Source organism: Betaproteobacteria bacterium (genome assembly GCA_016720855.1).
In the GTDB taxonomy this organism is placed as follows: Bacteria; Pseudomonadota; Gammaproteobacteria; order Burkholderiales; family Usitatibacteraceae; genus FEB-7.
Genome location: JADKJU010000001.1, coordinates 380,912 through 405,602 on the forward strand (window position 1 = coordinate 380,912; position 24,691 = coordinate 405,602).

Sequence of the window (24,691 nt, forward strand, 5' to 3'; positions counted from 1 at the left end):
GGCATGAATGCGGCCGCGCGCGAATTCGGCGACGTGATCCTCCGGCTGGACAACATCTCGCTTGCCTTCGGCGGCGTGAAGGCGCTCACCGACATCAGCTTCGACGTGAGGGAACACGAGATCCGCGCCATCATCGGCCCCAACGGGGCGGGCAAGAGCTCGATGCTCAACGTGATCAGCGGCGTCTATCACCCGCAGCAGGGGATCGTCACCTACCGGGGCGAGACGCGCGCTGCCATGGAACCGCACCACGCCGCGCGGATGGGCATCGCGCGCACCTTCCAGAGCCTGGCCCTCTTCAAGGGCATGTCGGTCCTGGACAACCTGCTCGCCGGCCGCAACCTGATGATCCGCTCCAACATCCTCCTGCAGGCGCTGCGCGTGGGGCCGGCCCTGCGCGAGGAGATCCACCACCGCAAGCGCGTCGAGGAGATCATCGACTTCCTCGAGATCCAGCACGTGCGCAAGACCCCGGTGGGGCGCCTGCCTTACGGCCTGCAGAAGCGCGTCGACCTGGGCCGCGCGCTCGCGGCGGAGCCGAAGGTGCTGCTCCTCGACGAGCCGATGGCCGGGATGAACGTGGAGGAAAAGCAGGACATGTGCCGCTTCATCCTCGACGTGAACGACGAGTTCGGCACCACCATCGTGCTGATCGAGCACGACATGGGCGTCGTGATGGACCTCTCGGACCGCGTCGTGGTGCTCGACTACGGCAGGATGATCGGCGACGGCACGCCCGACGAGGTGCGCGCCAACCAGTCGGTGATCGACGCGTACCTGGGCGTGAAACACTAGGACCGCCATGAACCTCTTCCAGAAGAGATGGATGACCCACGTGCTGTTCGTGCTGCTCGCGATGGGGACGGTGGCGCCGCTCTTCGACGCCGACACGCGCCTGCCGCAGTGGATCGAGGTGGTGCTGGGCGGGCTCATGTCAGGGGTGCTCTATTCGCTCGTGGCGCTAGGCCTCGTGCTGATCTTCAAGGCTTCCGGCGTGTTCAACTTCGCGCAGGGAGCCATGGTGCTGTTCGCGGCCCTTTCGCTCGTCCGGCTCATGGAGGTGATGCCGTTGCCGCTCGCGCTTGCCGCCTCGGTGGCGATCATGGTCGCGCTCGCCTGGTTCATCGAGCGGCTGGTGCTTCGCCCGCTCGTCAACCAGGAAGGAATCGTGCTCTTCATGGCGACGCTGGGCATCGCCTATTTCCTCGACGGGCTCGGGCAGTTCGTCTGGGGGAGCGAGGTCTACACCCTCGACGTGGGCATGCCCAAGGAGCCGAAGCTCCTGCTGGAGAGCGTCTTCGAGGGCGGAATACTCGTCGGCATGGAGGACGTGATCGCGGCGGCGATCTCCGCGACGCTGGTTGGCTTGCTGGCGCTCTTCTTCCAGAAGACGGGAACGGGCAGGGCGCTTCGCGCCGTGGCCGACGACCACCAGGCGGCGCAATCCATCGGCATCCCGCTCAACCGCATCTGGGTGATCGTCTGGAGCGTGGCGGGAATCGTGGCGCTCGTGGCCGGGGTCATCTGGGGTTCGAAGCTGGGCGTGCAGTTCTCGCTTCAACTCGTGGCGCTCAAGGCGCTTCCCGTCGTGATCCTGGGCGGGTTCACGTCGATCCCGGGTGCAATCATCGGCGGGCTCATCATCGGGCTGGGGGAAAAGATCTCCGAGGTCTATCTCGGACCCTACCTGGGGGGCGGCATCGAGAACTGGTTCGCCTACGTGCTCGCGCTCGTGTTCCTGCTGTTCCGGCCCGAAGGGTTGTTTGGTGAAAAGCACATCGACCGTGTTTAGCGCCCCCTCACCCCAACCCTCTCCCGGGGGACAGGGGGATATCCCGTGATCTACCGCGAAACCGGCCAGTACAAGACCTCCTACGAGGCGGACCAGCAGCTCTTCCCCATCCTGCAGGACAAGGCGTTCATCCTGCTTGCGCTTGCCTTCGTGTTCGGCGCGGTGCCGTTCCTTGCCAGCGAATACCTGTTCCGCGCCATTCTGATTCCATTCCTCATCCTCGCCCTCGCGGCCATCGGGCTGAACATCCTCGTGGGTTTTTGCGGACAGGTCTCGCTGGGCACCGGGGGCTTCATGGCGGTCGGGGCATACGCCGCCTACAACCTCGCCATCCGCCTCCCGGACCTGAACCTTCTCGTCGTCTTCCTGCTCGCGGGCCTCGCCGCGACGGTCGTGGGCGTGGTCTTCGGGCTGCCGAGCCTGAGGATCAAGGGCTTCTACCTCGCGGTGGCCACGCTCGCCGCGCAGTTCTTCCTCGACTGGGCATTCGCGCGAATCGGATGGTTCACCAACTACGCGCCGTCGGGTTCGGTCGCTGCGCCGGCGCTCACGATCTTCGGCTACACGTTCGCATCGCCCGTGCAGAAGTACCTGCTGGTGCTCGCCTTCGTCTGCGTCTTCGCGCTGGTCGCACGCAACCTCACGCGCGGGGCGATCGGGCGTTCGTGGATGGCCACGCGCGACATGGACGTGGCCGCCGAGGTGATCGGCATCCGGCCTCTCTATGCCAAGGTGACGGCCTTCGCCGTGAGCTCGTTCTTCGTGGGGCTTGCCGGCGCGCTCTGGGCGTTCGTGTACCTGGGCGCCTGGGAGCCGCTCGCCTTCGACGTGAACCGCTCGTTCCAGCTGCTCTTCATGGTCATCATCGGCGGGCTGGGTTCGATCCTGGGCTCCTTCCTCGGCGCGGCCTTCATCGTCATCCTGCCGCTGGTCCTGAACCAGCTGCCGGGCTGGCTGGGCATCCCGCTGTCCACCGCCCTGATCTCGCACATCGAGTTCATGGTCTTCGGAGCATTGATTGTCTTCTTCCTGATTGCGGAGCCCCACGGGCTCGCGCGGCTGTGGGCCATCGGGAAGGAAAAGCTGCGTCTCTGGCCGTTCCCGCACTAGGCCAGGCCACTGCGCGTCCAGTCACGTCGTCGTAACCAGCTGCACCACCACAAGGAGGAGAATGAAGATGAAAGCGAATCTGAAATTCAAGGCGGCCGCCGCGGCTGTTGCGGTCGCCGCTGCCCTGGGCGCCGTCCTTGATGCCGCCGCGCAGGCCAACGAGATCTTCGTCCCGGTGCTGGTCTACCGCACCGGCGCCTACGCGCCCAATGGCGCGCCCTGGGCCGACGGCTTCGTCGATTACCTCAAGCTCGTGAACGAGCGCGACGGCGGCGTGAACGGCATCAAGATCGCGTACGAGGAATGCGAGACGGGGTATGCCACCGATCGGGGCGTCGAGTGCTACGAGCGGCTGAAGAGCAAGAAGCCGGTCGCGGTGAACCCGCTGTCCACGGGCATCACGTTCGCCCTCACCGAGAAGGTTGCGGCCGACAAGATCGTCCTCATGACCACGGGCTACGGACGCGCCGATTCGGCCGACGGAAGCGTGTTTGCATGGAACTTCCCGTTCCTCGGCACGTACTGGTCGGCGGCCGACATGCTCGTGCAGCACGTCGCCAAGAAGGGCAGCCTCAAGGGCAAGAAGATCGCGCTCGTCTACCACGACTCCCCGTACGGCAAGGAGCCGATTCCGGTCCTCGAGGCACACGCCAAGAAGCACGGCTTCCAGCTCATCAAGCTGCCCGTAACGCACCCCGGCGTCGAGCAGAAGGCCACGTGGCTTCAGGTACGCCAGCAGCGCCCCGACTATGTCTTCCTGTGGGGGTGGGGCGTCATGAACTCCACGTCCATCAAGGAGGCGATCGCCGTTTCCTACCCGCGCCTGCAGATGTACGGCGGGTGGTGGTCGGGCGCCGAGCCGGACGTGCTTCCCGCGGAAGCGGCGGCCAAGGGCTACAACAGCATCACGCTCGGCCACTCGAGCGAGCATGACAAGCCGGTGCACAAGGACATGATGAAAGTCCTCTATGCCAAGGGCAAGGGAACAGCGGCCAAGAAGGAGGAGGTCGGCAGCGTCATGTACAACCGCGGCATGATCTCCGCGATGCTGTTGATCGAGTCCATCAAGTCCGCGCAGGGCAAGTACGGCAAGCGCGTTGTCACCGGCGAGGAGGTGCGCTGGGGCGCCGAGAACCTGAGCCTCGATGCCGCGAAGATCAAGGCGATCGGGTTCGAGGAAATCGTCCAGCCGCTCAAGACCTCGTGCCGGGACCACGAGGGCGTGCGCAAGGGGCGCATCCACACCTGGGACGGCACGCAGTGGACCTATACCTCGGATTGGCTCGAGGCGGACAACAAGTTCATCCGCCCGATGGTCGAGGCGAGCGCCGCGAAGTACGCCGCGGAGAGGAAGATCACGCCGCGCGACTGCTCCAAGGAGAAGTGACCGGGCAGCGAACCGCGGGAGGGCTGTGCCCTCCCGCGCCTCCTTCCACAGGCAAGTGAAATGGCAGAAGACGCGAAGCCCCTCCTCGAGGTCAACGGCATCGAGGTCATCTACAACCACGTGATCCTGGTGCTCAAGGGCGTGTCGCTTTCCGTGCCCGAAGGCGGGATCGTGGCGCTGCTCGGAGCCAACGGCGCGGGCAAGACCACGACTCTCAAGGCGATCTCGAACCTGCTTCGCGCCGAGCGCGGCGAGGTGACCAAGGGCCTCATCGAATTTCGCGGCGAGCGCGTCGACAGCATGACGCCCTCCGACCTCGTGAAGCGCGGCGTGATCCAGGTGATGGAGGGCCGCCACTGCTTCGCGCACCTCACCGTCGAGGACAACCTGCTGACGGGCGCGTACACGCGCAGCGCCACCCGCGCGGAGGTCCGGTCCGAGCTCGAGCGTGTCTACGAATTCTTCCCGCGCCTGAAGCTGCGCCGCACTTCGCAGGCGGGCTACACCTCGGGCGGCGAGCAGCAGATGACCGCCATCGGGCGGGCGCTCATGGCACGGCCCTCGATGATCCTGCTCGACGAGCCGTCGATGGGACTGGCGCCGCAGATCGTCGAGGAGATCTTCGAGATCGTGAAGAACCTGAATGCGAGGGAAAAGGTGACCTTCCTGCTCGCCGAGCAGAACACGATGGTGGCGCTTCGCTTCGCGGACTTCGGCTACATCCTGGAGAACGGCCGCGTCGTGATGGAAGGCAGCGCGCACAACCTTTCCGAGAACGAGGACGTGAAGGAGTTCTACCTGGGCATCTCCACCAGCGGAAGGAAGAATTTCCGCGACAGCAAGAACTACCGGCGCCGCAAGCGCTGGCTCTCGTGATGGGCGGGCATTTCGACGCGCTCGAGACGCGCGATGCGCAGGCGCGCGAGCGCGACCTGATGACGCGCCTGCCGGGCCTGGTGGCGCACGCGCGCGCAGGCAGCGGCTATTTCGGAAAATTGCTCGCGGCGGTGGACCCGGCCAGCATCATGACGCGCGAGGCGCTGGCGACGCTCCCGCTCACGCGCAAGTCGAGCCTGATGGAGCTTCAGAACGCGCAGCGGCCCTTCGGCGGCCTCAACGCCACGCCGGCCTCGGGGCTGGCGCGCATCTTCGTCTCCCCGGGGCCGATCTACGATCCGGAAGGCCGCCGTCCCGATTTCTGGCGCGCCGCGCGCGGGCTCTTCGCCGCCGGCTTTCGTCCCGGCGATGTCGTGCTCAACTGCTTTTCCTATCACCTCACGCCCGCGGGCAGCATGTTCGAGACGGGCCTGCACCGCATCGGATGCGCGGTGATCCCGGGCGGGGTCGGGCAGACGGAGATGCAGGCGCGCGTGATCGAGGACCTGAAGCCCGTGGGCTACGTGGGTACGCCCTCGTTCCTGAAGCTCATCCTCGAGAAGTGCGACGAACTGGGCACGGACTCGACGTCGATCAGGCGCGCGCTTGTTTCAGGCGAGGCTTTTCTGCCGCCGGTTCGCGAATTCGTGCGCGCGCGCGGCATCGAGGCATACCAGGCCTACGGCACCGCGGATCTCGGCGTCATCGCCTACGAGACGCCGGCGCGGGAAGGTCTCGTGGTGGACGAGGAAGTCATCATGGAGATCGTCCGTCCGGGGACCGGTGACCCGGTGACGGAAGGCGAAGTCGGTGAGGTGGTGGTCACTCCCTTCAACGAGGACTACCCGCTGGTGCGCTTCGCCACCGGCGATCTCTCGGCCTGCCTCCCGGGGCCGAGCCCGTGCGGACGCACCAACAGTCGCATCAAGGGGTGGATGGGGCGTGCCGACCAGGCGACCAAGGCCCGCGGCCTGTTCGTGCATCCGGAGCAGGTCGCCAGCGTCGTGGGCCGTCATGGCCTCGGGCGCGCGCGCCTCGTGGTCGGGAACGAGGGCGGCAACGATCTCCTCACGCTTCACGTCGAGCGGGACGGCGCTCCCGATCCGGAATTGCTGCACGCGGTCGAGGCGACGTTGCGCGACGTGACCAAGCTGCGTGGGGAAGTCCGCTTCGTTGCGGCGGGATCGCTGCCCAATGACGGCAAGGTGATCGAGGACGCACGCAAGTACGCCTGAGCGGCGCTGCATCGCGGAAAGGGGACAAACCCCATTTCCTGAAATGGGGTCTGTCCCCTTATCCAATCGACCCATGACGCCTGCCAGCTACCATTAGCGCCACTGCCTACCTGCCGTCGAGCGATGGTGGCCATGGCCTCGACCATCACCGTCGTCTATCCCCGCATGAACTCGATCGGTGGGGACGGCTTCTGGCTGGTGAGCGACCCGGCGAAGGGCACGGAAGACCCGCTCAGCCGTTCCCCTGGCCACCCCTTGCAGTGATCCGGTTGAGCTTCTCGGCCACTTCCAACAGAGCAGGCAGCACCTCCCGCACGAACCGGGCCTGGGAGTAGCCTGCGGTCGACAGAGACACCGCGAGCGCGTAACGCCGCGGGCTGGCGGGGGTGAGCGGAACCGCAACGGCCCCGTACCCCAAACTCAACTGGTCCGCCACGACCTCGTACCCGCGTCTGGCCGCCTCCTGGATCGCCTTCGTGAGCTGGGCACGATTGACGAGGGTCTTGGGCGTCATCTTCTCGACCCGCATCCTCGTCACGAAGTCGCGGATGTCCTCGTGGTCAGCGCCGATGAGCACGCGGCCCATGGCGGTGCAGTGGGCGGGCATGCGCATGCCAATGTGCAGGTTCATCGTCACGAGCTTTCGCTTCTCCGCGGCGGCGACATTGCGCCCGACGAACACGATCTGGTCGCCCTCGAGGACCGACAGGCTCACCGCGCCACCGGTCTGGTCGGCGAGCTCCTGCATGTAGGGTGCGGCGAGGTCCGGCACCGACATGCTTCCCAGGGCGGCGTACCCCAGTTCCAGCACCAGCGGGCGCAGCGAGTAGCGCTTGAGCGCCTCGTCGTAAGCCACATACCCCTCTTCCTCGAGCGTGATGAGGAAGCGCCGGCAAGTGGTCTTCGTGAGCTCGACGGCGGCAGAAATGTCGGTGAGCGACGGGGTGGGAATGTCGTTGAACATCCTGAGGATTCGAAGTCCCCGGGAAAGGGAGCGGTTCTGCTTGATCACGCCGTGGTCTCTCCGCCGATGGGTGCGCCGGTGCGGTGCCGCATCGCAACATCGCATTGCGCGATCGCGAGGTTGCGCGCCGGCCGTATACCCCCTCATAATGTCACAAGATGATTGATGGTGTCACTAGGTGACACTGTGGAGATCGAGGCGCCATGGAAGGACGAGGCGACGGCGGGGAACTCGCGAAGGGGCTGGCGCATTTCGTGAGGATCTGGGAGGGACTTCAGGGCCGCGTAGTCTCCAGGCGGCTGGAAGGCGCACTCGGACGGTCGATCTCCTGCGAGACGCAGGACGGCGAGACGGTCGTCGTGCGCCTGTCGCGAACCAAGGCGGAGCTCGGGGCGCCGGATCCCGCCTTCGCTCCGCATGCCACCGTCCGCATGGCGTGGCAGGACTGGGAACGCGTCCTCACCGGCGAGATGCACGTCATGGCGATCATCCTTGCCGGACGAGCCCGCTTTCCGAAGGACCAGCGACGGCTCCTGATGCAGTTCTCGATGCTGCTGCAGACGGCGATGCTCTCGGCTGGGGCGTCGGCCGCACGCGAGCCGCGGGCACCGAGAGCGGCCACACGGGCGGCGCGCCCGCCGGTCACCCGCACTTACGCGCATTTCGCGTGCGAATTGCGGTACGAGGACATCCCCGCGGACGTGGTGGCAATCGCGCGCGAGCAACTCGTGGCCACGATCGGTTCCTGCTACACGGGAAGCATGATGCCCGCCGCGCGGAGTGTCCACGCCGGGCTCGCGATCATGGGCGAGGGGGGCCAGGCCACTCTCTTCGGCGCCCGGGGCCGTATGCCGGCACCGGCCGCTGCCCTTTACAACTCGGCGGTCGCCCAGGTCCTCGACTTCGACGACTGGGTGATCATCAGCCACTCGGGCGCCGCGGTCGTGCCCACGGCGGTGGCCACCGGCGAAGTGGCTGGTGCCTCCGGCCGAGACCTCATCGCCGCCGTCGTGATCGGAAACGAGATCAACGGGCGCACCTCGCGGGCGATCCAGCGCGGTGCCTACGTCGGCAACTCCATGCCGAACCATCAGGTCGAGACGGCCCTCGTGGCGAGCCGGCTCCTTGGCCTGGACCCGCTGCAGGCGCAGCGCGCCGTGAGCCATTCCGGCTTCCTCGCCATGGAAAGCTGTCACACCGGCTGGATGACCGACAGCAAGGTGCTGTGCAACGGACTGCCCGCGATGTGGGGCATCACCTCCGCCGCGCTCGCCAAGGCGGGCCTGCTGGGCAATCTCGACATGATCGAGCATCCCGCGGGGCTGCTCGCCACCGTTTCCGAAATCGTCGACGAGGAGGAACTCCTCAAGGGCCTGGGCACGGAGTGGTACACGCGAACGCTCAACACCAAGCGCCACCCGTCCTGCGCCTACAACCTCACGGCGATCGAGTGCGCCCTCGCGCTGCACCGGCGTATCCCCGGCTTCGACCCTGCGCGGGTGGCGTCGATCGAAATCGAGGGCCCCGGTGTCATGCTCTACGTGGCTGCCCGCTTCCAGGCGCTGGAGCCGGATGTCTACGAACAGATCCGCGAGGGCTCGGCCACTCACGTGGCGCTCTGCTTCGATGCGGGCTTTGGCGCCCTGGCGGCCCTGGCCGATGGGGAGTTCTCCTATCGGCAGTACCTCGCCGACCGCATCCAGTCCCCGGCCATCCAGCGCCTGCGCTCGCGGGTGAGCTTCAAGGCCGACCCGGAAATGCACGCCGCGTACTACAGCGACTACCAGTACGGGGCGCGCGTTCGCGTGCGCATGGACGACGGCGCCGAGTATGTCGAGGAGCGCCGCCAGCTCCTGGGAGCCCGCGACCGCCCCTTCGATCACGCGGAAAAGTTCCGCGAGGGGGCCTGTCTCTTCATGTCCGACGCACGCGTCGAGCAGGCGCTCGCCACGCTGCGTGGCATCGACCAGGTCGAGGACATCCGCACCGTCATGAAGCACTTCGAACCCGAATAAGGAGCCGAACCGATGGAACTGAACGAGCCGCTGCACAAGATCAACTTCTCCGTCACCTGGCCGCCCGGCACCACGTTCGGCGTGGGCAGCGTCTCGACGCTCGGGGCCAGGGCAAAGGCGCGTGGCGCGAGTCGCGCGCTCCTCGTCACCGACGCCGGTCTCGTCAAGGTGGGGCTTGCCGAGAAGGTGGCCGGCCACCTGCGGGCGGCTGGCGTCGAGACCGTGTTGTTTGGCGAGGTGAAGCCCAACCCGACGATGACGGAGGTGACCGAAGGCGTTGCGATGCTGCGCAGGGACGGCTTCGATTTTCTCGTGGCCCTGGGCGGCGGCAGCTCCATCGACGCGGCCAAGGTGATGTCCATGCAGCTCCTGAGCGCGCGCTCCATCGAGGAGATCGAGGCCAAGGGGGTGGACGATGCCACGGGCACGCCCATCGGTTTCATCGTGGTGCCCAGCACCTCCGGCACCGGGAGCGAAGCCACCACCGGCGCACTGGTGAAGGATGCGAGCGGCAAGAAGTATCTGGTACGCAGCGTCCGCTGCCGGCCTGCCGAGTCGATCCTCGACCCTCATCTCACCGTTACCGTGCCGCCGCGCATGACCGCTTCCACCGGGATGGATGCCTTCATCCATGCCCTGGGCTCCTACACCAACGCCCAGGTGAACCCCATCGGCGACATGTGCGCGCAGGAGGCGATGCGCCTCGTGAACGGCAATCTCGCCACCGCCATCGCGGACGGCGGCAACCTCGCCGCCCGCTCGGCGATGATGCTCGCGAGCCACCTCGCCGGCATCGCGATCTCGATGAAGGGCAACGACGCGATCCACGGCCTGAGCACGGCCGTCGAGTCGATGATCGACTGCACCCACGGCGAGAGCCTGAGTGCGCTCATGCCGCACGTGCTCCGGTTCAACCTCGAGGCCGCCGCGCCGCGCTACGCCAACATCGCGCGCCTCATGGGCCGCAGCGGCGCCGAGGAGCCCGGGCTCGCCGCCCAGGGCGTGGAGGCGATGATCGGCCTGCGCGACCGGGCCGGCACCTGCAGGCATCTCTCGGAGCTGGGCATTGGCGCCGACATGATCGAGCGGCTCACGACGCTCGCCGCGAAGGGCCGTTCCACCCAGATCAACTGCCGGCGTCCGGGCAACGAGGAGATCACCGCCCTCTACCGCGCGGCGCTCTGAACCATTCCGGCCGCCGGCAGGGCCGGTGACCGACACCGAGAAGGCAGAAAAGCGATGAAACGCGAAGAAGTGCTGCGCAAGGGTCCCTATCCCATGCTGATCGACGGGAAGGAGGTGCCCAGCCTTTCGGGCAAGACCTTCCCTTCGATCGATCCGTCGACGGGCAAGGTGCTCGCCGAGGTCTACGAAGCCGGCGTGGAGGATGTGAGCCTCGCCGTCGGGGCGGCGCGCAAGGCGTTCGACAAGGTGTGGAGTTCGACGCTGCCGCGCGAGCGCTCGAAGAAGCTCATGAAGCTCGCCGGGCTGCTGGCCGGCAAGGCGGAGATGTTGTCGTGGCTGGAGTGCTATGACGCCGGCAAGCCCATCGCGGCTTCCCGGGCCTGGCTCGCGGGCGGGCCCGGCACGCTCGAGTACTACGCAGGCTGCCTCCTGGGCCTGTCGGGCGAGACGCTGGACGTCTCCGACAGAACCCTCCTGGATTTCACGCTTCGCGAGCCGCTTGGCGTGTGCGGCCTCATCGTGCCGTGGAATTTCCCCCTGAGCATCGCGCTGCTCAAGATGGCGCCGGCCTTGGCGGCGGGCAATTGCGTGGTCATCAAGCCGTCGGAGGTGACGCCGCTTTCGACGGTGGAGCTGGGCGCGCTGGTGGCCGAGGCCGGATTTCCTCCCGGGGTTGTCAACATCGTGAACGGCCCCGGCGATCCGGTGGGCGCTGCCCTCGTTCGCGATCCGCGCGTGGCCAAGATCTCCTTCACGGGCGGCACGGAATCCGGCAAGCGCATCTTCCGCGAGGCGGCGGAGACGGTGAAGCGCCTCACGCTGGAGCTGGGCGGGAAGTCCGCTTCGCTCGTCTTCGCGGATGCGGATCTCGACAAGGCCGTTAACGTGGCATTCACCGACATCGTGCGAAACAGCGGCCAGGTGTGCGGCGCATGCACGCGCGTGCTGCTCGAGGAATCCGTCGCGGATGCCTTCGTCGAGAAGCTCGAGACGAAGCTGCGGGCCGTGAAGGTGGGGGCGCCGGAAAGCCCCGACACGGAGATGGGGCCCCTGGTGAGCAGCGCGCAGGCGGGAAAGGTGCGCAAGTACCTGGACATCGGGAAGTCGGAGGGCGCGAGCGCGAAGGCCTACGTGGACCTCTCGGGCCGCGGCGACCTGGCGAGCGACGCGTTTCTCCCCCCGATGCTCTTCCATGGCGCGACGAACGCCATGCGCGTGGCGCGCGAGGAGATCTTCGGGCCGATTCTCACCGTGATGCGCTTCCGCACGGAGGAGGAGGCCGTGGCCATCACCAACGACACCCGCTACGGGCTCGCCGCCTGCGTGTTCACGCGCGATGCGACACGCGCCATGCGGATGGTGCGCACGGTTTCGGCGGGCACCGTCTGCGTGAACACGGGGGTGCGCTCATCTGTCGATGCACCGTTCGGCGGCTTCCGGGAAAGCGGCATCGGCAAGGAGCGCGGCAAGGAGGCGTTGCTGGACGACACGCAATTGAAGAACGTTCGATTCGGGCTCTAGCAGGAGCGGTTCAAACAAACGGCAAGGAGGAAACCATGTTGGCACGGGCAAGGCATCTGGCGGTTCTGTTCTCGGCAGCACTCGCGCTCTTCGGTCTGTCGGCGGGCGTGCAGGCACAACAGTACCCGACGAAGGCGATCCGCTTCATCGTTCCATGGCCGCCGGGCGGGGCGGCTGACATCATGGCGCGCCTGATCGGCGAGGGGCTCTCCAGGGAGTTCGGGCAAACCGTCGTGGTCGACAACAGGCCCGGCGCCGGCGGGCTCACGGCCACGGAGCAGGTGGCGAGAATGGAGCCGGACGGCCACACGCTGTTGCTGGGCAGCACCGGGCCCAACGCGATCGCGGCCAGTCTCTACAAAAACCTGCGCTACGACCCGGTGAAGGACCTCACGCCGGTCACGCAGATCACGGAGCTCCCGCTGCTGCTCGTGGTGAACAAGGACTTCCCGGCAAACAACGTGAAGGAGCTCATCGCCTACGCGAAAGCCAATCCCGGCAAGGTCAACTTCGCCTCGGTGGGCTCGGGAACGGCCCAGCATCTCGCCTCGGAGATCTTCAAGATCGCCGCGGGCATCGACATCGTGCACGTGCCGTACAAAGGGCAGCGCGCCGGCCTTCACGGACCTCGCGGGCGGCGCTGTGCAGATGCTCTTCGACAACATCCCGGCTTCGCGCGCGATGCTGCAGTCGGGCAAGGTGAAGGCGCTCGCGGTGAGCACCTCGACGCGCTCCTCGGCGATGCCCGAAATTCCCACGGTGGCCGAATCGGGGCTGCCGGGCTTCCACGTCTCGGCCTGGCAGAACATCGTGATGCCGCCGGGCTCGCCCTCCGAGGCCGTGAACCGCGTGAACCGCGAGGTGGTGAAGTTCCTCCACTCGCCCGAGATGCGCAAGCGCATCACCGACATGGGCGCCAACGTCGTCGGCAACACTCCGGCGGAGGAGGCCCAGCGCATCAAGGACGAGGTGGAGAAGTGGGCCCGCGCGGTGAAGGCCGCCGGAATCTCGCTCGAGTACTGACCCGCGCGGCGGGCCGGGACGGGATCAGCCCTTGAGCGTGCGGAAATGCCGGTAGTAGTCGATGACCTTCGGGACGTAGGCCGCGGTCTCGGTGTGCGGCGGCACGCGATTGCCGGCGCGGATCACCGCGTACGCCCCCGCGTTATAGGCGGCAAGCGCCAGCTCGACGTTGCCGTCGAACCGGGCGAGGAGATCGCGCAGGAGGCGCACGCCGCCGCTCACGTTCTGCGCCGGATCGAAGAGGTCGCGCACCCCGTACTGCGCGGCCGTCGCGGGCATGAGCTGCATGAGGCCCGAGGCGCCGGCGGGCGAGATCGCGTCCGGGTCGTAGGAGGACTCGGCGAAGATCACCGCGTGCACCAGCGCTTCATCGACGCCGTGCACTCGGGCTGCGCGCGAGACGATGGGGGCGAACCTGCGCACGTCCGCCTCGGAAGGCAGGTCGAGGTCCGGATCGGCTGCCTGTAGCGATGCGGCGCGGGCGGGCGCGGCCTGCCCGATGGCTGGGATTGCCTGTTTCGCGTCGGCTTGCGTTACGGCCGGGCCGATGCCTTCTCCGGCTGCCAACGGCACCGCCATGAGGGCAACGCCCAGCAGGGCGACCGCGAGGACAAGACTCTCCCAGGTAGTTCGTATTCGATCTTGCAATGGGCACCTCCGTGGAATGCGCGCTACGCCCGGGAATCACGGCGATGCTGCGCTGCACAAAAGGTCGCCATTATACGAGGAGCTATAGGAGGAAATGCTCTAAAGTTGCGTCCGTATTTTGTGTATTGCACCATGATGGTGCAGCCGTTGGAAGGCATTGATCCGACAAGAGAAAATAAATACGCTTAGCGCTCCTTCAGGCCCGACCGGACCGCGCCGGTCACTTTCGCAGGGGAGGCCAGGCGCCGCTAAAGGTCGCGCCGCGCTCGCCCCCGCCATCGCAGATTTGCTCCCCTCGTTGCCCGACGCGGCATCCGCCAGATGTCGCACCGGCCCCTCGGTTGATTCCGCCCCGGGGAAGCAGGGCGCCATGAAGAGCCCGGGCTAGTCGTCCGCGCCGTCGGCACGAGGGAATGCGACGACGTGATCCACGTCCAGCTTGATGCCGATTCTTTCTCCGATGGCGTGGTTGTGGTGCGAGGGCACCAGCGAAAGCAGGAGCTCTCCGTCGTCCAGCTTCAGCGTGTAGAGGAACTCCGCGCCCCGGAAGGCCTTCTTGACGACTTCGGCCTTGAGCACGGCCTCGTCATCGTGCTGCACGTCGTCGGGACGAATGAGGATGGCGACCTTCATCCCCGGCTTCAGTTCGCACCCGGGGCAGTGCTTGAGCGCGCCGAGTACCGTGTCGATGCCGTCGCTTTCCGTGGCGAGCCCGTCGATCAGGATGCCCTCTCCGACGAAATCCGCCACGAAGCGAGAGTTCGGGCGGTGGTAGAGGTTGTAGGCGGTGTCCCACTGCTCGATGCGTCCCTTGTGCATCACGCCCACGGTGTCGGCCATCGCGAAGGCCTCGTTCTGGTCGTGTGTCACCAGGAGTGCCGTCGTTCCCCGGGCCTTGAGGATCGCGCGCACCTCGATGGACAACCGCTCCCTCAGGTCGCCATCCAGATTCGAAAAGGGTTCATCGAGAAGCAGCACTTGCGGACCCGGGGCCAGGGCACGGGCAAGCGCTACGCGCTGTTTCTGGCCGCCGGAGAGCTCGTGCGGGTACTTCTTTCCCGACCCCGGCAGACCGACGGCGGCCAGTAACTCGGCGGCGCGCTTCGCCCGTTCCGGCCGCTGAAGCGACCGCAGGCCGAAAGCCACGTTGTCCAGGGCATTGAGGTGGGGAAAGAGGGCGTAGTCCTGGAAGACAAGGCCGACGCGCCGCTCCTCGGTCGGAATCGTGAGCCCCTGTCGGCTCACCACTTCGCCGCGAAGCCGGATCTCGCCGCCGTGCACGGCCTCCAGGCCCGCAATGCACCGCAGGGCCGTCGTCTTGCCGCACCCGCTCGGACCGAGGAGGCAGCCGATCTCGCCCTCCGCAAGGTCGAGATTGAACCCCTCAATGATCGGGGGTATTCCGGGGTAGGAGAAGCGTAAATCATGGGCTGTTAGGGTATGGGGCATGAGAATGATTATAGCTGATGGAGCCGTAAGTTGTTGATATGGCTAAGGTCAATCTTTTCTAGGGGGCAGAGCTTTCTGATCCTGTTGACAAATACGAATCATTCCCAATAATAATAACACCATTCCGTGCCATAGGAGCGTCCATGAATCCCCTCATCCCGCTGCTTGCCTTCCTGTTCCTGGCCCTGCCCGCGTTGTCCCAGGAAAACGTCCTGAACCTCTATTCATCCCGCCACTACCAGACCGACGAGGCTCTCTACGACAACTTCACGAAGAAGACGGGCATCAAGATCAACCGCATCGAGGCCAATGAAGACGCCCTCCTGGAACGGTTGAAGAACGAGGGTGCCCGAAGCCCCGCCGATGTGCTGATCACGGTGGATGCGGGGCGGCTTTGGCGCGCGGAGCAGATGGGGCTGTTCCAACCCGTCAAGACAAAGGTGCTGGATGAGCGCATCCCCGGCGAGCTTCGCCATCCCGACGGCCTCTGGTTCGCCTTCTCGGTACGCGCCCGGCCGATCTTCTATCTCAAGGGCGCCGTGAATCCCGGCGAGATCCGCGACTACGAGGATCTCGCCAACCCGAAGTGGAAGGGCGCCATCTGCGTGCGCTCGAGCGCCAGCATGTACAACCTGTCGCTCATGAGCTCGATGATCGCGGGCGACGGACCGGTGAAGGCGCAGGAATGGGCCCGGGGCGTGGTGGCCAATTTCGCGCGCAGCCCCAGGGGCGGGGACACCGACCAGATCAAGGCCGTCGCGGCAGGGGAATGCCGGATTGCGATCGCCAATACCTACTACTACGTACGTCTGATGAGATCCTCGAAGCCCGACGAACGCGCAGTGGCCGAAAAGGTCGGCGTGATCTTCCCGAACCAGTCGGGACGCGGCACGCACGTGAACATCTCGGGCGCGGGCGTTCTCAAGCACGCCCCCCATCACGCTGCGGCGGTGAAGTTCCTCGAGTACCTCGCGAGCGACGAGGCGCAGGCCTACTTCGCCAACGGCAACAACGAGTATCCCGTCGTCGGCAAGGTGAAAGACAACCGCGAGCTCGCCTCGCTGGGCGACTTCCGCAAGGACAGCCTGAACGTGACGGTGCTGGGGAAGAACCAGGCCGCGGCGCAACAGCTCTACGATCGCGCCGGCTGGAAGTGACAGCCGTCTCGCGCGCGGCGCCCGCGGTCACGTTGATTGCGGCGCATCGGGCCGCACCATGCGGCGCGCGGCAAGGATGAGCGGCAGGAGCCCCACGGCAACGATGGCGAGCGAGGCGCCCGCCGCTTCCGCCAGCCGCTCGTCGGCCGCGAAGTTGTAGGCCTGCACGGCCAGGGTGTCGAAGTTGAACGGCCGCATCACGAAGGTGGCCGGCAGTTCCTTCATCACGTCCACGAACACCAGCAGCGCCGCCGTGACGAGGCTGGGCCGCATCATCGGGATGTGCACCCGCGCGAGGGTCTCCGCAGGCCCGAGTCCGAGCGAGCGGGCCGCGTCCTCCATGGAGGGGGTGATCTTCGCGAGTCCCGCCTCCACGGATTGCAGCGCCACCGCGAGGAAGCGGATGAGGTAGGCGTACACCAGGGCCGCGAGGCTTCCCGTGAGCACGAGGCCGACAGACAGCCCGAACGCGTTTGCAAGGGCGTCGGCGACAAGGTTGTCGATCTTCGCCGCCGGGATCAGCACGCCGATGGCTATCACCGCACCGGGCACGGCGTAGCCGAGAGCCGCGACGCGATTCACTGCGACCGCGGTCGTGCTGCGCGAGATGCGCGCGCCATAGGCCATTGCGACAGCCAGCGCCACGGCAATCACTGCGGTGACCGAAGCCACGAGAAAGCTGTTGGTGGCAACCGCGGTGAACCGCGCGCCGAACGGTGCACTCCCGCCCTGGAGGGCAAGTCGCGCGAGGATGGCTGCAGGGATGGCAAAGCCGATCGCGAGCGGCGCGATGCAGGCGGCGAGGGCCGCTGCAGCCGCGCCTCCCGAAAGCGCCACGCGAACGCGGCGACGGGGCGAGGGCGAGTCGTGAAACCGCGCATTCCGACGCGCCAGGCGCTCGGTGGCGAGCAGCACCGCCACGAACGCGAGCAGGATCATCGAGAGCTTCGCCGCGGACACGGGCTCCCCCATCGAAAGCCAGGCGCGGAAAATTCCCGTGGTGAAGGTCTGCACTCCGAAATAGGACACGGTTCCGAAATCGGCCAGCGTTTCCATGCAGGCAAGGGCCGCGCCGGCGGCGATGGCGGGCCGCGCGAGCGGCAGGCTCACGCGGAAGAACGCCTGCCAGGCAGGAAGCCCGAGCGTGCGTCCGGCCTCCGACAGCGACGGGGATTGCTCGAGAAACGCAACGCGCGCGAGCAGGTACACATACGGATAGAGGACGGCCACGAACATGGCCGCGGCGCCGGGCAACGAGCGAATCTCGGGAAACCAGTAATCGCCCGCCGCCCATCCGAAGCTCGCGCGCAGCGCCGACTGGACGGGGCCCGCGAACTGCAGCGCGTCCGTATAGGCGTACGCGATCACGTAGGCGGGCATGGCGAGCGGAAGCGCAAGCGCCCATTCGAGATGGCGCCGCCCGGGGAACTCGCAGCCGGCCACCAGCCACGCACAGGCCACGCCCACGACCGTGGTGCCGGTTGCCACCAGTACCACCAGCGCGAGGGAATTGAACGCATATTCCGGCAGCACCGTGGCCGACAGGTGCGCCCACGCCTCGCCGCCGGGCAGGAAGATGTTTGCGCCGACCACGGCAATGGGTGCGATCACCGCAAGTGCGACGGCGATCGCGATGGCATTCCACGAACGCATGATCGTTCCCGGCGAGGTTCGCGGCATGTCCCGGGCCGTATCGAGGGCACTCATGCGCGAAGTGTATCAATCGCGCGAATCCGCGAGACGGGCACCCTGTTCACGGGGTCCGTTCGCCGATCGCCCGGAGGGTCGGGCGCGATCCTGGCGACATCGCTTGTGGCGTGCCAGGCCATCTCGCCGCCAGGGAGTGCAAACAATAATTGAAACAATGCCTTGTGATTGTGCTGGCGGCCCCGGCCCCGGAGCGGCCCGGGGGTGCGAAAGGATTTGCCGCGGGGGCGAGCGTCCGCTAAACTAGCGCGCTTTTCCAACGGGGCGAACCTTAAGCCCCCACGCGTTCTAAAAGAAGCGAGGAGAAATGGCCAGCAAGACGAAAACCCCGACCGAGGCGGAAGTCCTCAAGATGCCCAAGTCGGAGTACATGAACGCGGCGCAACTGCGATTCTTCAAGGAGCAACTGCTCGAATTGCAGCGCCAGCTCCGCGAGAACGCCGGCGCCACCACCGAACACCTGCGGGAGCTTTCATTCGCTCCCGATCCTGCGGACCGGGCAACGCTCGAGGAGGAGCACGCCCTGGAACTGCGCACGCGCGACCGCGAAAGGAAGCTGCTCAAGAAAATCGACAGCTCGCTCGCCCGCATCGAGGACGGATCCTACGGTTTCTGCGAGGAGACGGGCGAGCCCATCGGGCTGCAGCGTCTCATCGCCCGGCCCACGGCCACGTTGTCGATCGAGGCCCAGGAACGCCGCGAAATGAAGCAGAAGCTTTACGGCGAATAGCAAGCGCAAATCGATTCAAGGAAGGGGCGCCTTCAGGCGCCCTTTTCACTGGGGGCGAGGGCTCAATGCAGGCTGCTCGCCCGTCCCGCCACCGACACCATGTCCCGACCAGGAAGCCATGAGCCACCCCGACTTCATCAATTTCGAACCGAAGACGCAGTTCACGAGAAGGGAGTTCGTCATGACCACGCTCGCCACCGGATTTGCCGCGGCCGTCCAGCCTGTGGTCGCCTCCACGCAGATCACGACCGACGCCAAGGGGCTTGCGGCGGGCGAGGTGAAAATCGCCGTGAAGGATGGGGAGATTCCCGCATACCGGGCGATGCCGGAAGGCGGAAAGAGCCTGCCCACCGTTCTCGTGGTGCAGGAGATCTTCGGCGTCCATGAACACATCAAGGACATCTGCCGCCGCCTTGCCAAGGCCGGTTACCTTGCCATCGCGCCGGAGCTGTACGCACGCCAGGGCGATGTGTCGAAACTCGATGACATCAGCCAGATCCTGCCCATCGTCTCGAAGGTGCCGGACGCGCAGGTGATGTCCGATCTCGACGCCGCCGCCGCCTGGGCCGCGCAGCATGGCGGTGACGCGGCCCGGCTTGCGGTGACCGGTTTCTGCTGGGGCGGCCGCATCACCTGGCTCTACGCCGCGCACAACCCCAAGGTGAAGGCGGGCGTGGCCTGGTACGGCCGCGTGGCGGGGACGACGAACGAGCTCATGCCGGCCAACCCCATCGACCTCGTGGCGAAGATCAATGCCCCGGTGCTCGGCCTTTACGGCGGCGCAGACGCGGGCATCCCGAACGACACCGTGGACAGGATGCGCGCGGCGCTGAAAGCCGCAGGCAAGAAGTCCGAGATCCACACCTACGCGGACGTGCCGCACGGATTCCACGCCGACTACCGGCCGAGCTACCGCAAGGAGGCGGCCGACGACGGCTGGAAGCGCCTTCTGGCCTGGTTCAGGAAATACGACGTGGCCTGAACGGCCAACCAGTCCCGCCGCGAAATCCGTTCCCGGCGAGCGGCGCGGCGGCCGGCGCGGGATACCTTCCTCCATGAAAGCGCGGCTCCCCCCGAACGGTCTCGACGGCCCGTTGCCGTTGGCCGGCGTTCTCGAGGCAAGGGCCGTCTCCGTCGTCTTCCAGCCGATCCTCGCGCTGGCTGACGGCGGGATCATCGGCCACGAGGCCCTGGTGCGCGGACCGGCGGGAAGCTGGCTGGAATCCCCGACCGCGCTTTTTGCCGCGGCGCGCGAGGCCGGACGCTACGAGGAACTCGCGATCATCTGCATCCAGGAGACGCTGCGCGCGTTCTCGGCGAACGGCTCACGGGGGCTCCTCTTCCTCAACATGTCGCCGCGGCTGGTGCAGAGGGCCGGATTCGATCCCGCTCGCGCCAGGCGCTTTCTCGAAAGCCTGGAACTGTGCCCGGCCAGCGTGGTGATCGAACTGACCGAGGACTTCCCCGCGATCGACATGCAGCACCTGCGCGACTCGCTGCTGCTCTACCGGTCGATGGGCTTTCGCGTGGCGCTCGACGACCTCGGCGAAGGATTCTCGACGCTGAGGCTGTGGTCGGAACTGCGGCCCGAATTCGTGAAAGCCGACAAGCACTTCGTGAGCGGCATTGCCCGCGATGCCGTCAAGCGGCAGTTCCTGCGCTCGATCCAGCATATCGCGCTGCGCTGCGGCTCGCAGGTCATCGCGGAGGGGATCGAGGTCGTCGAGGATTTTCGCGCCGTTCGCCGTATCGGCATCGCGCTGGCGCAGGGGTGGTTCATCGGGCGGCCTGGGGCCGGCCTTGCCTGAACGGGGATGCGCAGCGGCCGCTCTTTTTTTTGCTGCGATTCGCTATGACCGAGGCAGGCGACGTCTCCAGACCTGCCAGCGTTCGCGTCCTGCAAAGACGTCGATGGAGTCCTCGACGGGAAGATCCTCGATAAGGTCGAACGCGGGGGCAAGCAAGGTGTCCAGCTCGGCCTGCCCTTGCAAAGGGAATGGCGGCCCGCGCTTCTCATCCGCGAAGAAGAAGCAACCTGCGAGGAGGGCACCTGGCGCAACAAGCCCGGCGATGCGCGCAGCCCAGTTCCCCCGGAGCCGGCGGGGCAGGGCGCACAGGAACGCACGCTCGTAAACGAGCGCCCAGGGACCCTCGATGCCGGGAGCGAAGAAATCGGCCAGGCGCACGCGTCCGGCGAAAGGACCGAGCACGGGCACGGCGGCTTCGAGCGCCGCGGCGCTGAAATCTATCCCCTGGACTTCGAGGCCGGCTTCGGCAAGAAAGCGCACGTCGTGCCCGGAGCCGCAGCCTGGCACCAGGACGGGGCCTTCGGGCCGGTGTGCTGCGATGTGCCCGCGCAGCCGCGCCGGCACGGCACGCGCGTCCCACGGCGTGACGGCGGCCCGGTAGCGCATCTCCCAGAACTCGGGCGAGGCGGGGTCGGTGCGGGGAAACTCCGGCGCGGGCATGGCCGGGATGGTAGCGCCTAACAGCTATACTTCGCCTTCCCAAGACGCACCTGCGACCCTTCTTGATCGCACGATTCCTCCTGGCGGCGGCGATACTCTGCTGCGCCTCATGCACTCCCGAACCCGACCGCGGCAGGTTGACACTGACCGAATGCCGTCTGCCGGGGTTGGAGCGTGCCGTGCTCTGCGGCAGCCACGAGGTCTGGGAGGATCGCACCGGCCGCGCCGGCCGGCGCATCACGATCCAGGTCGCCGTGATTCCCGCGCGACGCCGGTCCGCCGAGCCCGATCCGCTCGTCGTGCTTGCCGGCGGCCCGGGGCAGGGAGCCATCGCCCTCGCGCCGCAAGTGACTTCGCTCTTTTCCCGGCTGAACGATTCGCGCGACATCGTGCTGGTGGACCAGCGCGGGACCGGGGACTCCCATCCGCTCGACTGCGCTCCCGACGAGGGCGGGTCGCTGCAGACCGTGTTCGAGGATTCCCTGCCGGAGCGGATGGTGCAGGAATGCCTCTCGTCGATTGACGCCGATCCGCGGTTCTACGCCACGAGCACGGCCGTCGCCGACCTGGACGAAGTGCTCGGCGCCCTGCGCTACGGGAAGGTGAACCTGTGGGGCGGCTCCTACGGAACGCGCGTGGCACTGGAGTTCATTCGCCGCTATCCGGAGCGCGTTCGTACCGCGACGCTCGATGGCGTGGCCCCCATGGACATGAAGCTGCCGCTTTCGTTCGTGGCCGACGGCGAGGCCGCCTTCGACGCGCTCGTGGCCGATTGCGAGGCCGAGGAGCCGTGCCGCAAGACTTATCCCTCGCTGCGGCGCGACGTGAGCGGATTGCGCGCCCGTCTGGCGCGGCAGCCGGCGCGCGTGTCGATCGCCGATCCGGTGACGGGCGAGCTGCAGGGCGTGCGAGTCACCGAAAACGTATTCCTCTCCGGGCTCTTCCGGCCGCTCTATGCGCCCGAGCTCGCGAGCCTGCTTCCGCTCGCCATCGCGCGCGCATCCGAAGGCGATTTCAACCCGCTGCTGGCCCAGAATCTCGAGTACACCGAGGACGTGGCCGACAACCTGTCGGTGGGCATGCACCTGTCGGTCATCTGCTCCGAGGACGTGCCGCGAATCACTGCCCGGGATCTCGCGGCGGCCTCGAAGGCGTTCTTCGGCCGCACGCTCGTCGATGATTTCATTCGCGCCTGCCGGCACTGGCCGCGCGCCGAGGTGCCCGCGGATTTCTACGAGCCCGTGCGTTCGACGGCGCCGGTGCTCATCCTGTCCGGCGGCATCGACCCGGCCACGCCTCCGCGTCACGGGGAAGCGGTGGCGGCGGGGCTGCCCAATTCCAGGCATGCCGTGGCGCCCCGGCTTTCCCACGGCGTGAGCGGACACGGTTGCGCCCCGCGCCTGATCGAGAAGTTCGTTCGCAGCGCCGATGCGCGCTCGCTCGATGTCGCCTGCCTCGCGCGAATCCCGCGGCCGCTCTTTTTCCTGCCCGTGGGCGCGAACCCATGATCGAAGCGGCGGATCTCGCGAAGCGATTCGGCGCCGTGCAGGCGGTGCGCCGGGTGACCCTCAACGCGCCCGACGGGCGCGTGACCGGCCTGCTGGGCCCCAACGGCGCAGGAAAGACGACGCTGCTGCGCATGATTTCGACGCTCCTCGCGCCCACCGGGGGCAGCGTGCGCGTGGACGGGATCGACGCCGGCCGGGAGCCGCTCGCAGTCCGCGCACGCATCGGGGCTCTTTCCGACGCGCGCGGCCTCTATGCGCGGCTGACGGCCCGGGAGAACATCGCCTATTACGGCGAGCTTCGGGGCATGTCGCGCTCGCGCATCGCCGAATCGATCGGCCGGCTCGCCTGCCTCCTGGAATTCGAGCCGCTCCTCGACCGGCGCACGGAGGGATTCTCCCAGGGCGAGCGGATGAAGATCGCCATCGCCCGGGCCCTGGTGCATGACCCGCCCAACGTGATCCTCGACGAGCCCACCAACGGCCTGGACGTCATGACGACGCGAAGCCTGAGAGAAGCGGTGCGGCGGCTGCGTGACGCCGGCAAGTGCATCCTCTTCTCGAGTCACGTGATGCAGGAGGTGGCCGCGCTGTGCGACGAGATCGTCATCGTCTCGCACGGCGAGGTATCGGCCAGCGGAACGCCCGCAGCCATTCTCGCGGCGGCGGGGTGCGAGGATCTCGAGGAGGCCTTCGTGCGCCTCACGGGCACTCCAGGCGTCGCCTCCGCGCAGGCCGGGACATGATTCGTCGCGCGATCACGGTCTTCGTGAAGGAAATCCGGGACGCGCTGCGTGATCGGCGCACTGCGCTCATGGTGCTCGTGGCCTCGGTTGTCATCGGCCCGCTCACGCTGGTGCTCGTGGCGCAGTTCGTGTCCGGGCTCGAGGAGCGCGCCTCCACCCTCAAGGTTCGCCTCGCAGGTGGTGAGAACGCACCGGCGCTTGTCAACTTCCTGCAACGCGCCGACGTTGATATCGAGAAGGCTCCCGAGGATTACATCGCGCGAGTGAAGGAGGGCACTCTCGATGCGGTGATCGTGGTGCCGCGCGATTTCCACGAGCGCTGGCTGGCGCACGAGGATGCCCGGATGGAACTCGTTTTCGACGACTCCCGCACGGAGGCAGCGCCGGCAATCCGGCAATCGGAGCGGCTGCTCGAGGCGTTCAACCACGAGACGGCGTACCTGCGCCTCATGGCGCGTGGCGTGAGCCCGTCGCTCAACGACAGCCTGAAGATCGATCGTGTCAACGCGGCCACGCCGCGACAGAAAGGGGCCGTGCTGCTCTTCCTCATCCCGATGTTCGCCATCCTGGCGCCGCTGCTTGGCGGGATGACGCTCGCGATCGACGCGACGGCCGGCGAGCGCGAGCGCGGTTCGCTGGAGCCGTTGCTCGCCAACCCGGTGTCCACCGCGGCGTTTGCCATGGGCAAGTGGCTTGCCGCCTGGGCAAGCGCCGTCGCGGTGGCAGTGATCACGCTCGCGGGGTTCGTCCTCGCCGCGGCCCTCTATGCCGAGCGCAAGCTCCCGGCGCTGCTGCAATTCGGCGTGCCGGAACTCGCACGCTTTGTCGCGATCATCATTCCCCTCGCAGCGTTCACCTCGGCCGCGCAGATGCTCATCTCCACCTACGGGCGTTCCTACCGCGAGGCGCAGACCTACGTGAGTTACCTCGCCACGGCGGTGTCCTTCGTGCCGCTGATCGTCATGTTCAGCGGCGCGAAAGAGGCCCCCTGGCAGGCAGCGGTGCCCGCCCTCGGACAGCTCATGGCGTTGCAGCGAGTGCTGCGTGGCGACGGCCTGTCCGTATTCGATGCCGTCGTGCCTGCCGGCGTGTCCTTCGCGCTGGCAGCCCTGGCGGTCGCCGCTGTTGCCCGGCTCCTGCGCGACGAGCGCATCGTGTTCGGCCGTTCGTGAG

The 24,691-nt window shown here is 67.0% G+C and carries 21 protein-coding genes and 2 pseudogenes; 18 read left to right on the top strand and 5 right to left on the bottom strand.

What is annotated here, in order from left to right:
* Window positions 1–3: 3 nt before the first annotated feature.
* From IPP91_01645 to IPP91_01675, 7 genes and pseudogenes are all read left to right on the top strand, one after another.
* Window positions 4–795, top strand: coding sequence for an ABC transporter ATP-binding protein (locus IPP91_01645; protein ID MBL0140783.1), 792 nt, complete (start codon window positions 4–6; stop codon window positions 793–795).
* Window positions 796–895: 100 nt separating this feature from the next.
* Entirely contained in the window at window positions 896–1,792 is an 897-nt protein-coding gene (locus IPP91_01650; GenBank protein ID MBL0140784.1) for a branched-chain amino acid ABC transporter permease, read from the top strand.
* A 45-nt stretch (window positions 1,793–1,837) separates the two neighbouring features.
* The gene (locus tag IPP91_01655; GenBank protein ID MBL0140785.1) at window positions 1,838–2,902 is read left to right on the top strand and encodes a branched-chain amino acid ABC transporter permease; all 1,065 of its coding nucleotides are present in this window, start codon (window positions 1,838–1,840) and stop codon (window positions 2,900–2,902) included.
* Window positions 2,903–2,963: 61 nt separating this feature from the next.
* A complete protein-coding gene (locus tag IPP91_01660) occupies window positions 2,964–4,289 on the top strand; it encodes an ABC transporter substrate-binding protein (protein ID MBL0140786.1) in 1,326 nt (441 codons plus the stop codon).
* Between the two features lie 60 nt (window positions 4,290–4,349).
* Complete coding sequence (locus IPP91_01665; GenBank protein ID MBL0140787.1) at window positions 4,350–5,165, top strand: ABC transporter ATP-binding protein; 816 nt, start codon at window positions 4,350–4,352, stop codon at window positions 5,163–5,165.
* Window positions 5,165–6,400, top strand: coding sequence for an AMP-binding protein (locus IPP91_01670; protein ID MBL0140788.1), 1,236 nt, complete (start codon window positions 5,165–5,167; stop codon window positions 6,398–6,400). Before IPP91_01665 ends, IPP91_01670 begins: the two co-directional genes overlap by 1 nt.
* Before the next feature lie 123 nt (window positions 6,401–6,523).
* Window positions 6,524–6,616: pseudogene (locus tag IPP91_01675) on the top strand (gamma-glutamyltransferase).
* Between the two features lie 16 nt (window positions 6,617–6,632).
* Here IPP91_01675 and IPP91_01680 read toward each other — a convergent pair.
* Entirely contained in the window at window positions 6,633–7,412 is a 780-nt protein-coding gene (locus IPP91_01680) for a helix-turn-helix domain-containing protein (protein MBL0140789.1), read from the bottom strand.
* Between the two features lie 155 nt (window positions 7,413–7,567).
* On the opposite strand from IPP91_01680, the gene IPP91_01685 reads away from it, so the two are divergent.
* The 4 genes and pseudogenes from IPP91_01685 (at window position 7,568) to IPP91_01700 (ending at window position 13,108) form a co-directional block, all read left to right on the top strand.
* A complete protein-coding gene (locus tag IPP91_01685; GenBank protein ID MBL0140790.1) occupies window positions 7,568–9,379 on the top strand; it encodes an MmgE/PrpD family protein in 1,812 nt (603 codons plus the stop codon).
* Between the two features lie 12 nt (window positions 9,380–9,391).
* On the top strand, window positions 9,392–10,564 hold the full coding sequence (locus IPP91_01690) for an iron-containing alcohol dehydrogenase (protein ID MBL0140791.1): 1,173 nt from the start codon (window positions 9,392–9,394) through the stop codon (window positions 10,562–10,564).
* 54 nt (window positions 10,565–10,618) lie between these two features.
* Window positions 10,619–12,085 (top strand): aldehyde dehydrogenase family protein, encoded by a 1,467-nt coding sequence (locus IPP91_01695; protein ID MBL0140792.1) that lies wholly within the window; start codon window positions 10,619–10,621, stop codon window positions 12,083–12,085.
* Between the two features lie 35 nt (window positions 12,086–12,120).
* Window positions 12,121–13,108, top strand: a pseudogene (locus IPP91_01700) (tripartite tricarboxylate transporter substrate binding protein).
* A 24-nt stretch (window positions 13,109–13,132) separates the two neighbouring features.
* Here IPP91_01700 and IPP91_01705 read toward each other — a convergent pair.
* Together IPP91_01705 and IPP91_01710 are read right to left on the bottom strand one after the other, a co-directional pair.
* On the bottom strand, window positions 13,133–13,687 hold the full coding sequence (locus IPP91_01705; protein ID MBL0140793.1) for a lytic transglycosylase domain-containing protein: 555 nt from the start codon (window positions 13,685–13,687) through the stop codon (window positions 13,133–13,135).
* A 453-nt stretch (window positions 13,688–14,140) separates the two neighbouring features.
* Complete coding sequence (locus tag IPP91_01710; GenBank protein ID MBL0140794.1) at window positions 14,141–15,205, bottom strand: ABC transporter ATP-binding protein; 1,065 nt, start codon at window positions 15,203–15,205, stop codon at window positions 14,141–14,143.
* A 143-nt stretch (window positions 15,206–15,348) separates the two neighbouring features.
* Here IPP91_01710 and IPP91_01715 point away from each other — a divergent pair, with 143 nt between their 5' ends.
* A complete protein-coding gene (locus IPP91_01715; GenBank protein ID MBL0140795.1) occupies window positions 15,349–16,362 on the top strand; it encodes a Fe(3+) ABC transporter substrate-binding protein in 1,014 nt (337 codons plus the stop codon).
* Between the two features lie 27 nt (window positions 16,363–16,389).
* Here the strand turns inward: IPP91_01715 and IPP91_01720 are convergent, their stop codons facing one another.
* A complete protein-coding gene (locus IPP91_01720; GenBank protein ID MBL0140796.1) occupies window positions 16,390–18,042 on the bottom strand; it encodes an iron ABC transporter permease in 1,653 nt (550 codons plus the stop codon).
* A 334-nt stretch (window positions 18,043–18,376) separates the two neighbouring features.
* On the opposite strand from IPP91_01720, the gene dksA reads away from it, so the two are divergent.
* The 3 genes from dksA (at window position 18,377) to IPP91_01735 (ending at window position 20,607) form a co-directional block, all read left to right on the top strand.
* Window positions 18,377–18,799, top strand: coding sequence for an RNA polymerase-binding protein DksA (gene dksA, locus IPP91_01725; GenBank protein ID MBL0140797.1), 423 nt, complete (start codon window positions 18,377–18,379; stop codon window positions 18,797–18,799).
* A gap of 118 nt (window positions 18,800–18,917) precedes the next feature.
* On the top strand, window positions 18,918–19,781 hold the full coding sequence (locus IPP91_01730) for a dienelactone hydrolase family protein (protein ID MBL0140798.1): 864 nt from the start codon (window positions 18,918–18,920) through the stop codon (window positions 19,779–19,781).
* Between the two features lie 73 nt (window positions 19,782–19,854).
* Window positions 19,855–20,607 carry an EAL domain-containing protein gene (locus IPP91_01735; protein MBL0140799.1) on the top strand — a complete coding sequence of 251 codons (753 nt, stop codon included), beginning with the start codon at window positions 19,855–19,857 and terminating at the stop codon, window positions 20,605–20,607.
* A 42-nt stretch (window positions 20,608–20,649) separates the two neighbouring features.
* Here IPP91_01735 and IPP91_01740 read toward each other — a convergent pair whose 3' ends face one another.
* A complete protein-coding gene (locus IPP91_01740; protein MBL0140800.1) occupies window positions 20,650–21,267 on the bottom strand; it encodes a hypothetical protein in 618 nt (205 codons plus the stop codon).
* Window positions 21,268–21,446: 179 nt separating this feature from the next.
* On the opposite strand from IPP91_01740, the gene IPP91_01745 reads away from it, so the two are divergent.
* From IPP91_01745 to IPP91_01755, 3 genes are read left to right on the top strand one after another with little or no spacing between them, the layout of a single operon-like run.
* Window positions 21,447–22,775: an alpha/beta fold hydrolase gene (locus IPP91_01745; protein ID MBL0140801.1), complete on the top strand. Its 1,329-nt coding sequence runs from the start codon at window positions 21,447–21,449 to the stop codon at window positions 22,773–22,775.
* Entirely contained in the window at window positions 22,772–23,518 is a 747-nt protein-coding gene (locus IPP91_01750) for an ATP-binding cassette domain-containing protein (GenBank protein ID MBL0140802.1), read from the top strand. The genes IPP91_01745 and IPP91_01750 overlap by 4 nt, the downstream gene beginning before the upstream one ends.
* Complete coding sequence (locus IPP91_01755; protein MBL0140803.1) at window positions 23,515–24,690, top strand: ABC transporter permease; 1,176 nt, start codon at window positions 23,515–23,517, stop codon at window positions 24,688–24,690. The genes IPP91_01750 and IPP91_01755 overlap by 4 nt, the downstream gene beginning before the upstream one ends.
* Window position 24,691: the final 1 nt, after the last annotated feature.

Bases quoted from the DNA above. Each gene is read 5' to 3' on its own strand.
- IPP91_01735 (MBL0140799.1), top strand. From the start codon at position 19,855: ATGAAAGCGCGGCTCCCCCCGAACGGTCTCGACGGCCCGTTGCCGTTG.
- IPP91_01645 (MBL0140783.1), top strand. From the start codon at position 4: ATGAATGCGGCCGCGCGCGAATTCGGCGACGTGATCCTCCGGCTGGAC.
- IPP91_01750 (MBL0140802.1), top strand. From the start codon at position 22,772: ATGATCGAAGCGGCGGATCTCGCGAAGCGATTCGGCGCCGTGCAGGCG.
- IPP91_01665 (MBL0140787.1), top strand. From the start codon at position 4,350: ATGGCAGAAGACGCGAAGCCCCTCCTCGAGGTCAACGGCATCGAGGTC.
- IPP91_01730 (MBL0140798.1), top strand. From the start codon at position 18,918: ATGAGCCACCCCGACTTCATCAATTTCGAACCGAAGACGCAGTTCACG.
- IPP91_01695 (MBL0140792.1), top strand. From the start codon at position 10,619: ATGAAACGCGAAGAAGTGCTGCGCAAGGGTCCCTATCCCATGCTGATC.
- IPP91_01715 (MBL0140795.1), top strand. From the start codon at position 15,349: ATGAATCCCCTCATCCCGCTGCTTGCCTTCCTGTTCCTGGCCCTGCCC.
- IPP91_01660 (MBL0140786.1), top strand. From the start codon at position 2,964: ATGAAGATGAAAGCGAATCTGAAATTCAAGGCGGCCGCCGCGGCTGTT.
- IPP91_01705 (MBL0140793.1), bottom strand. From the start codon at position 13,687: ATGGCGGTGCCGTTGGCAGCCGGAGAAGGCATCGGCCCGGCCGTAACG.
- IPP91_01685 (MBL0140790.1), top strand. From the start codon at position 7,568: ATGGAAGGACGAGGCGACGGCGGGGAACTCGCGAAGGGGCTGGCGCAT.
- IPP91_01755 (MBL0140803.1), top strand. From the start codon at position 23,515: ATGATTCGTCGCGCGATCACGGTCTTCGTGAAGGAAATCCGGGACGCG.
- IPP91_01690 (MBL0140791.1), top strand. From the start codon at position 9,392: ATGGAACTGAACGAGCCGCTGCACAAGATCAACTTCTCCGTCACCTGG.
- IPP91_01740 (MBL0140800.1), bottom strand. From the start codon at position 21,267: ATGCCCGCGCCGGAGTTTCCCCGCACCGACCCCGCCTCGCCCGAGTTC.
- dksA (MBL0140797.1), top strand. From the start codon at position 18,377: ATGGCCAGCAAGACGAAAACCCCGACCGAGGCGGAAGTCCTCAAGATG.
- IPP91_01670 (MBL0140788.1), top strand. From the start codon at position 5,165: ATGGGCGGGCATTTCGACGCGCTCGAGACGCGCGATGCGCAGGCGCGC.
- IPP91_01710 (MBL0140794.1), bottom strand. From the start codon at position 15,205: ATGCCCCATACCCTAACAGCCCATGATTTACGCTTCTCCTACCCCGGA.
- IPP91_01720 (MBL0140796.1), bottom strand. From the start codon at position 18,042: ATGCCGCGAACCTCGCCGGGAACGATCATGCGTTCGTGGAATGCCATC.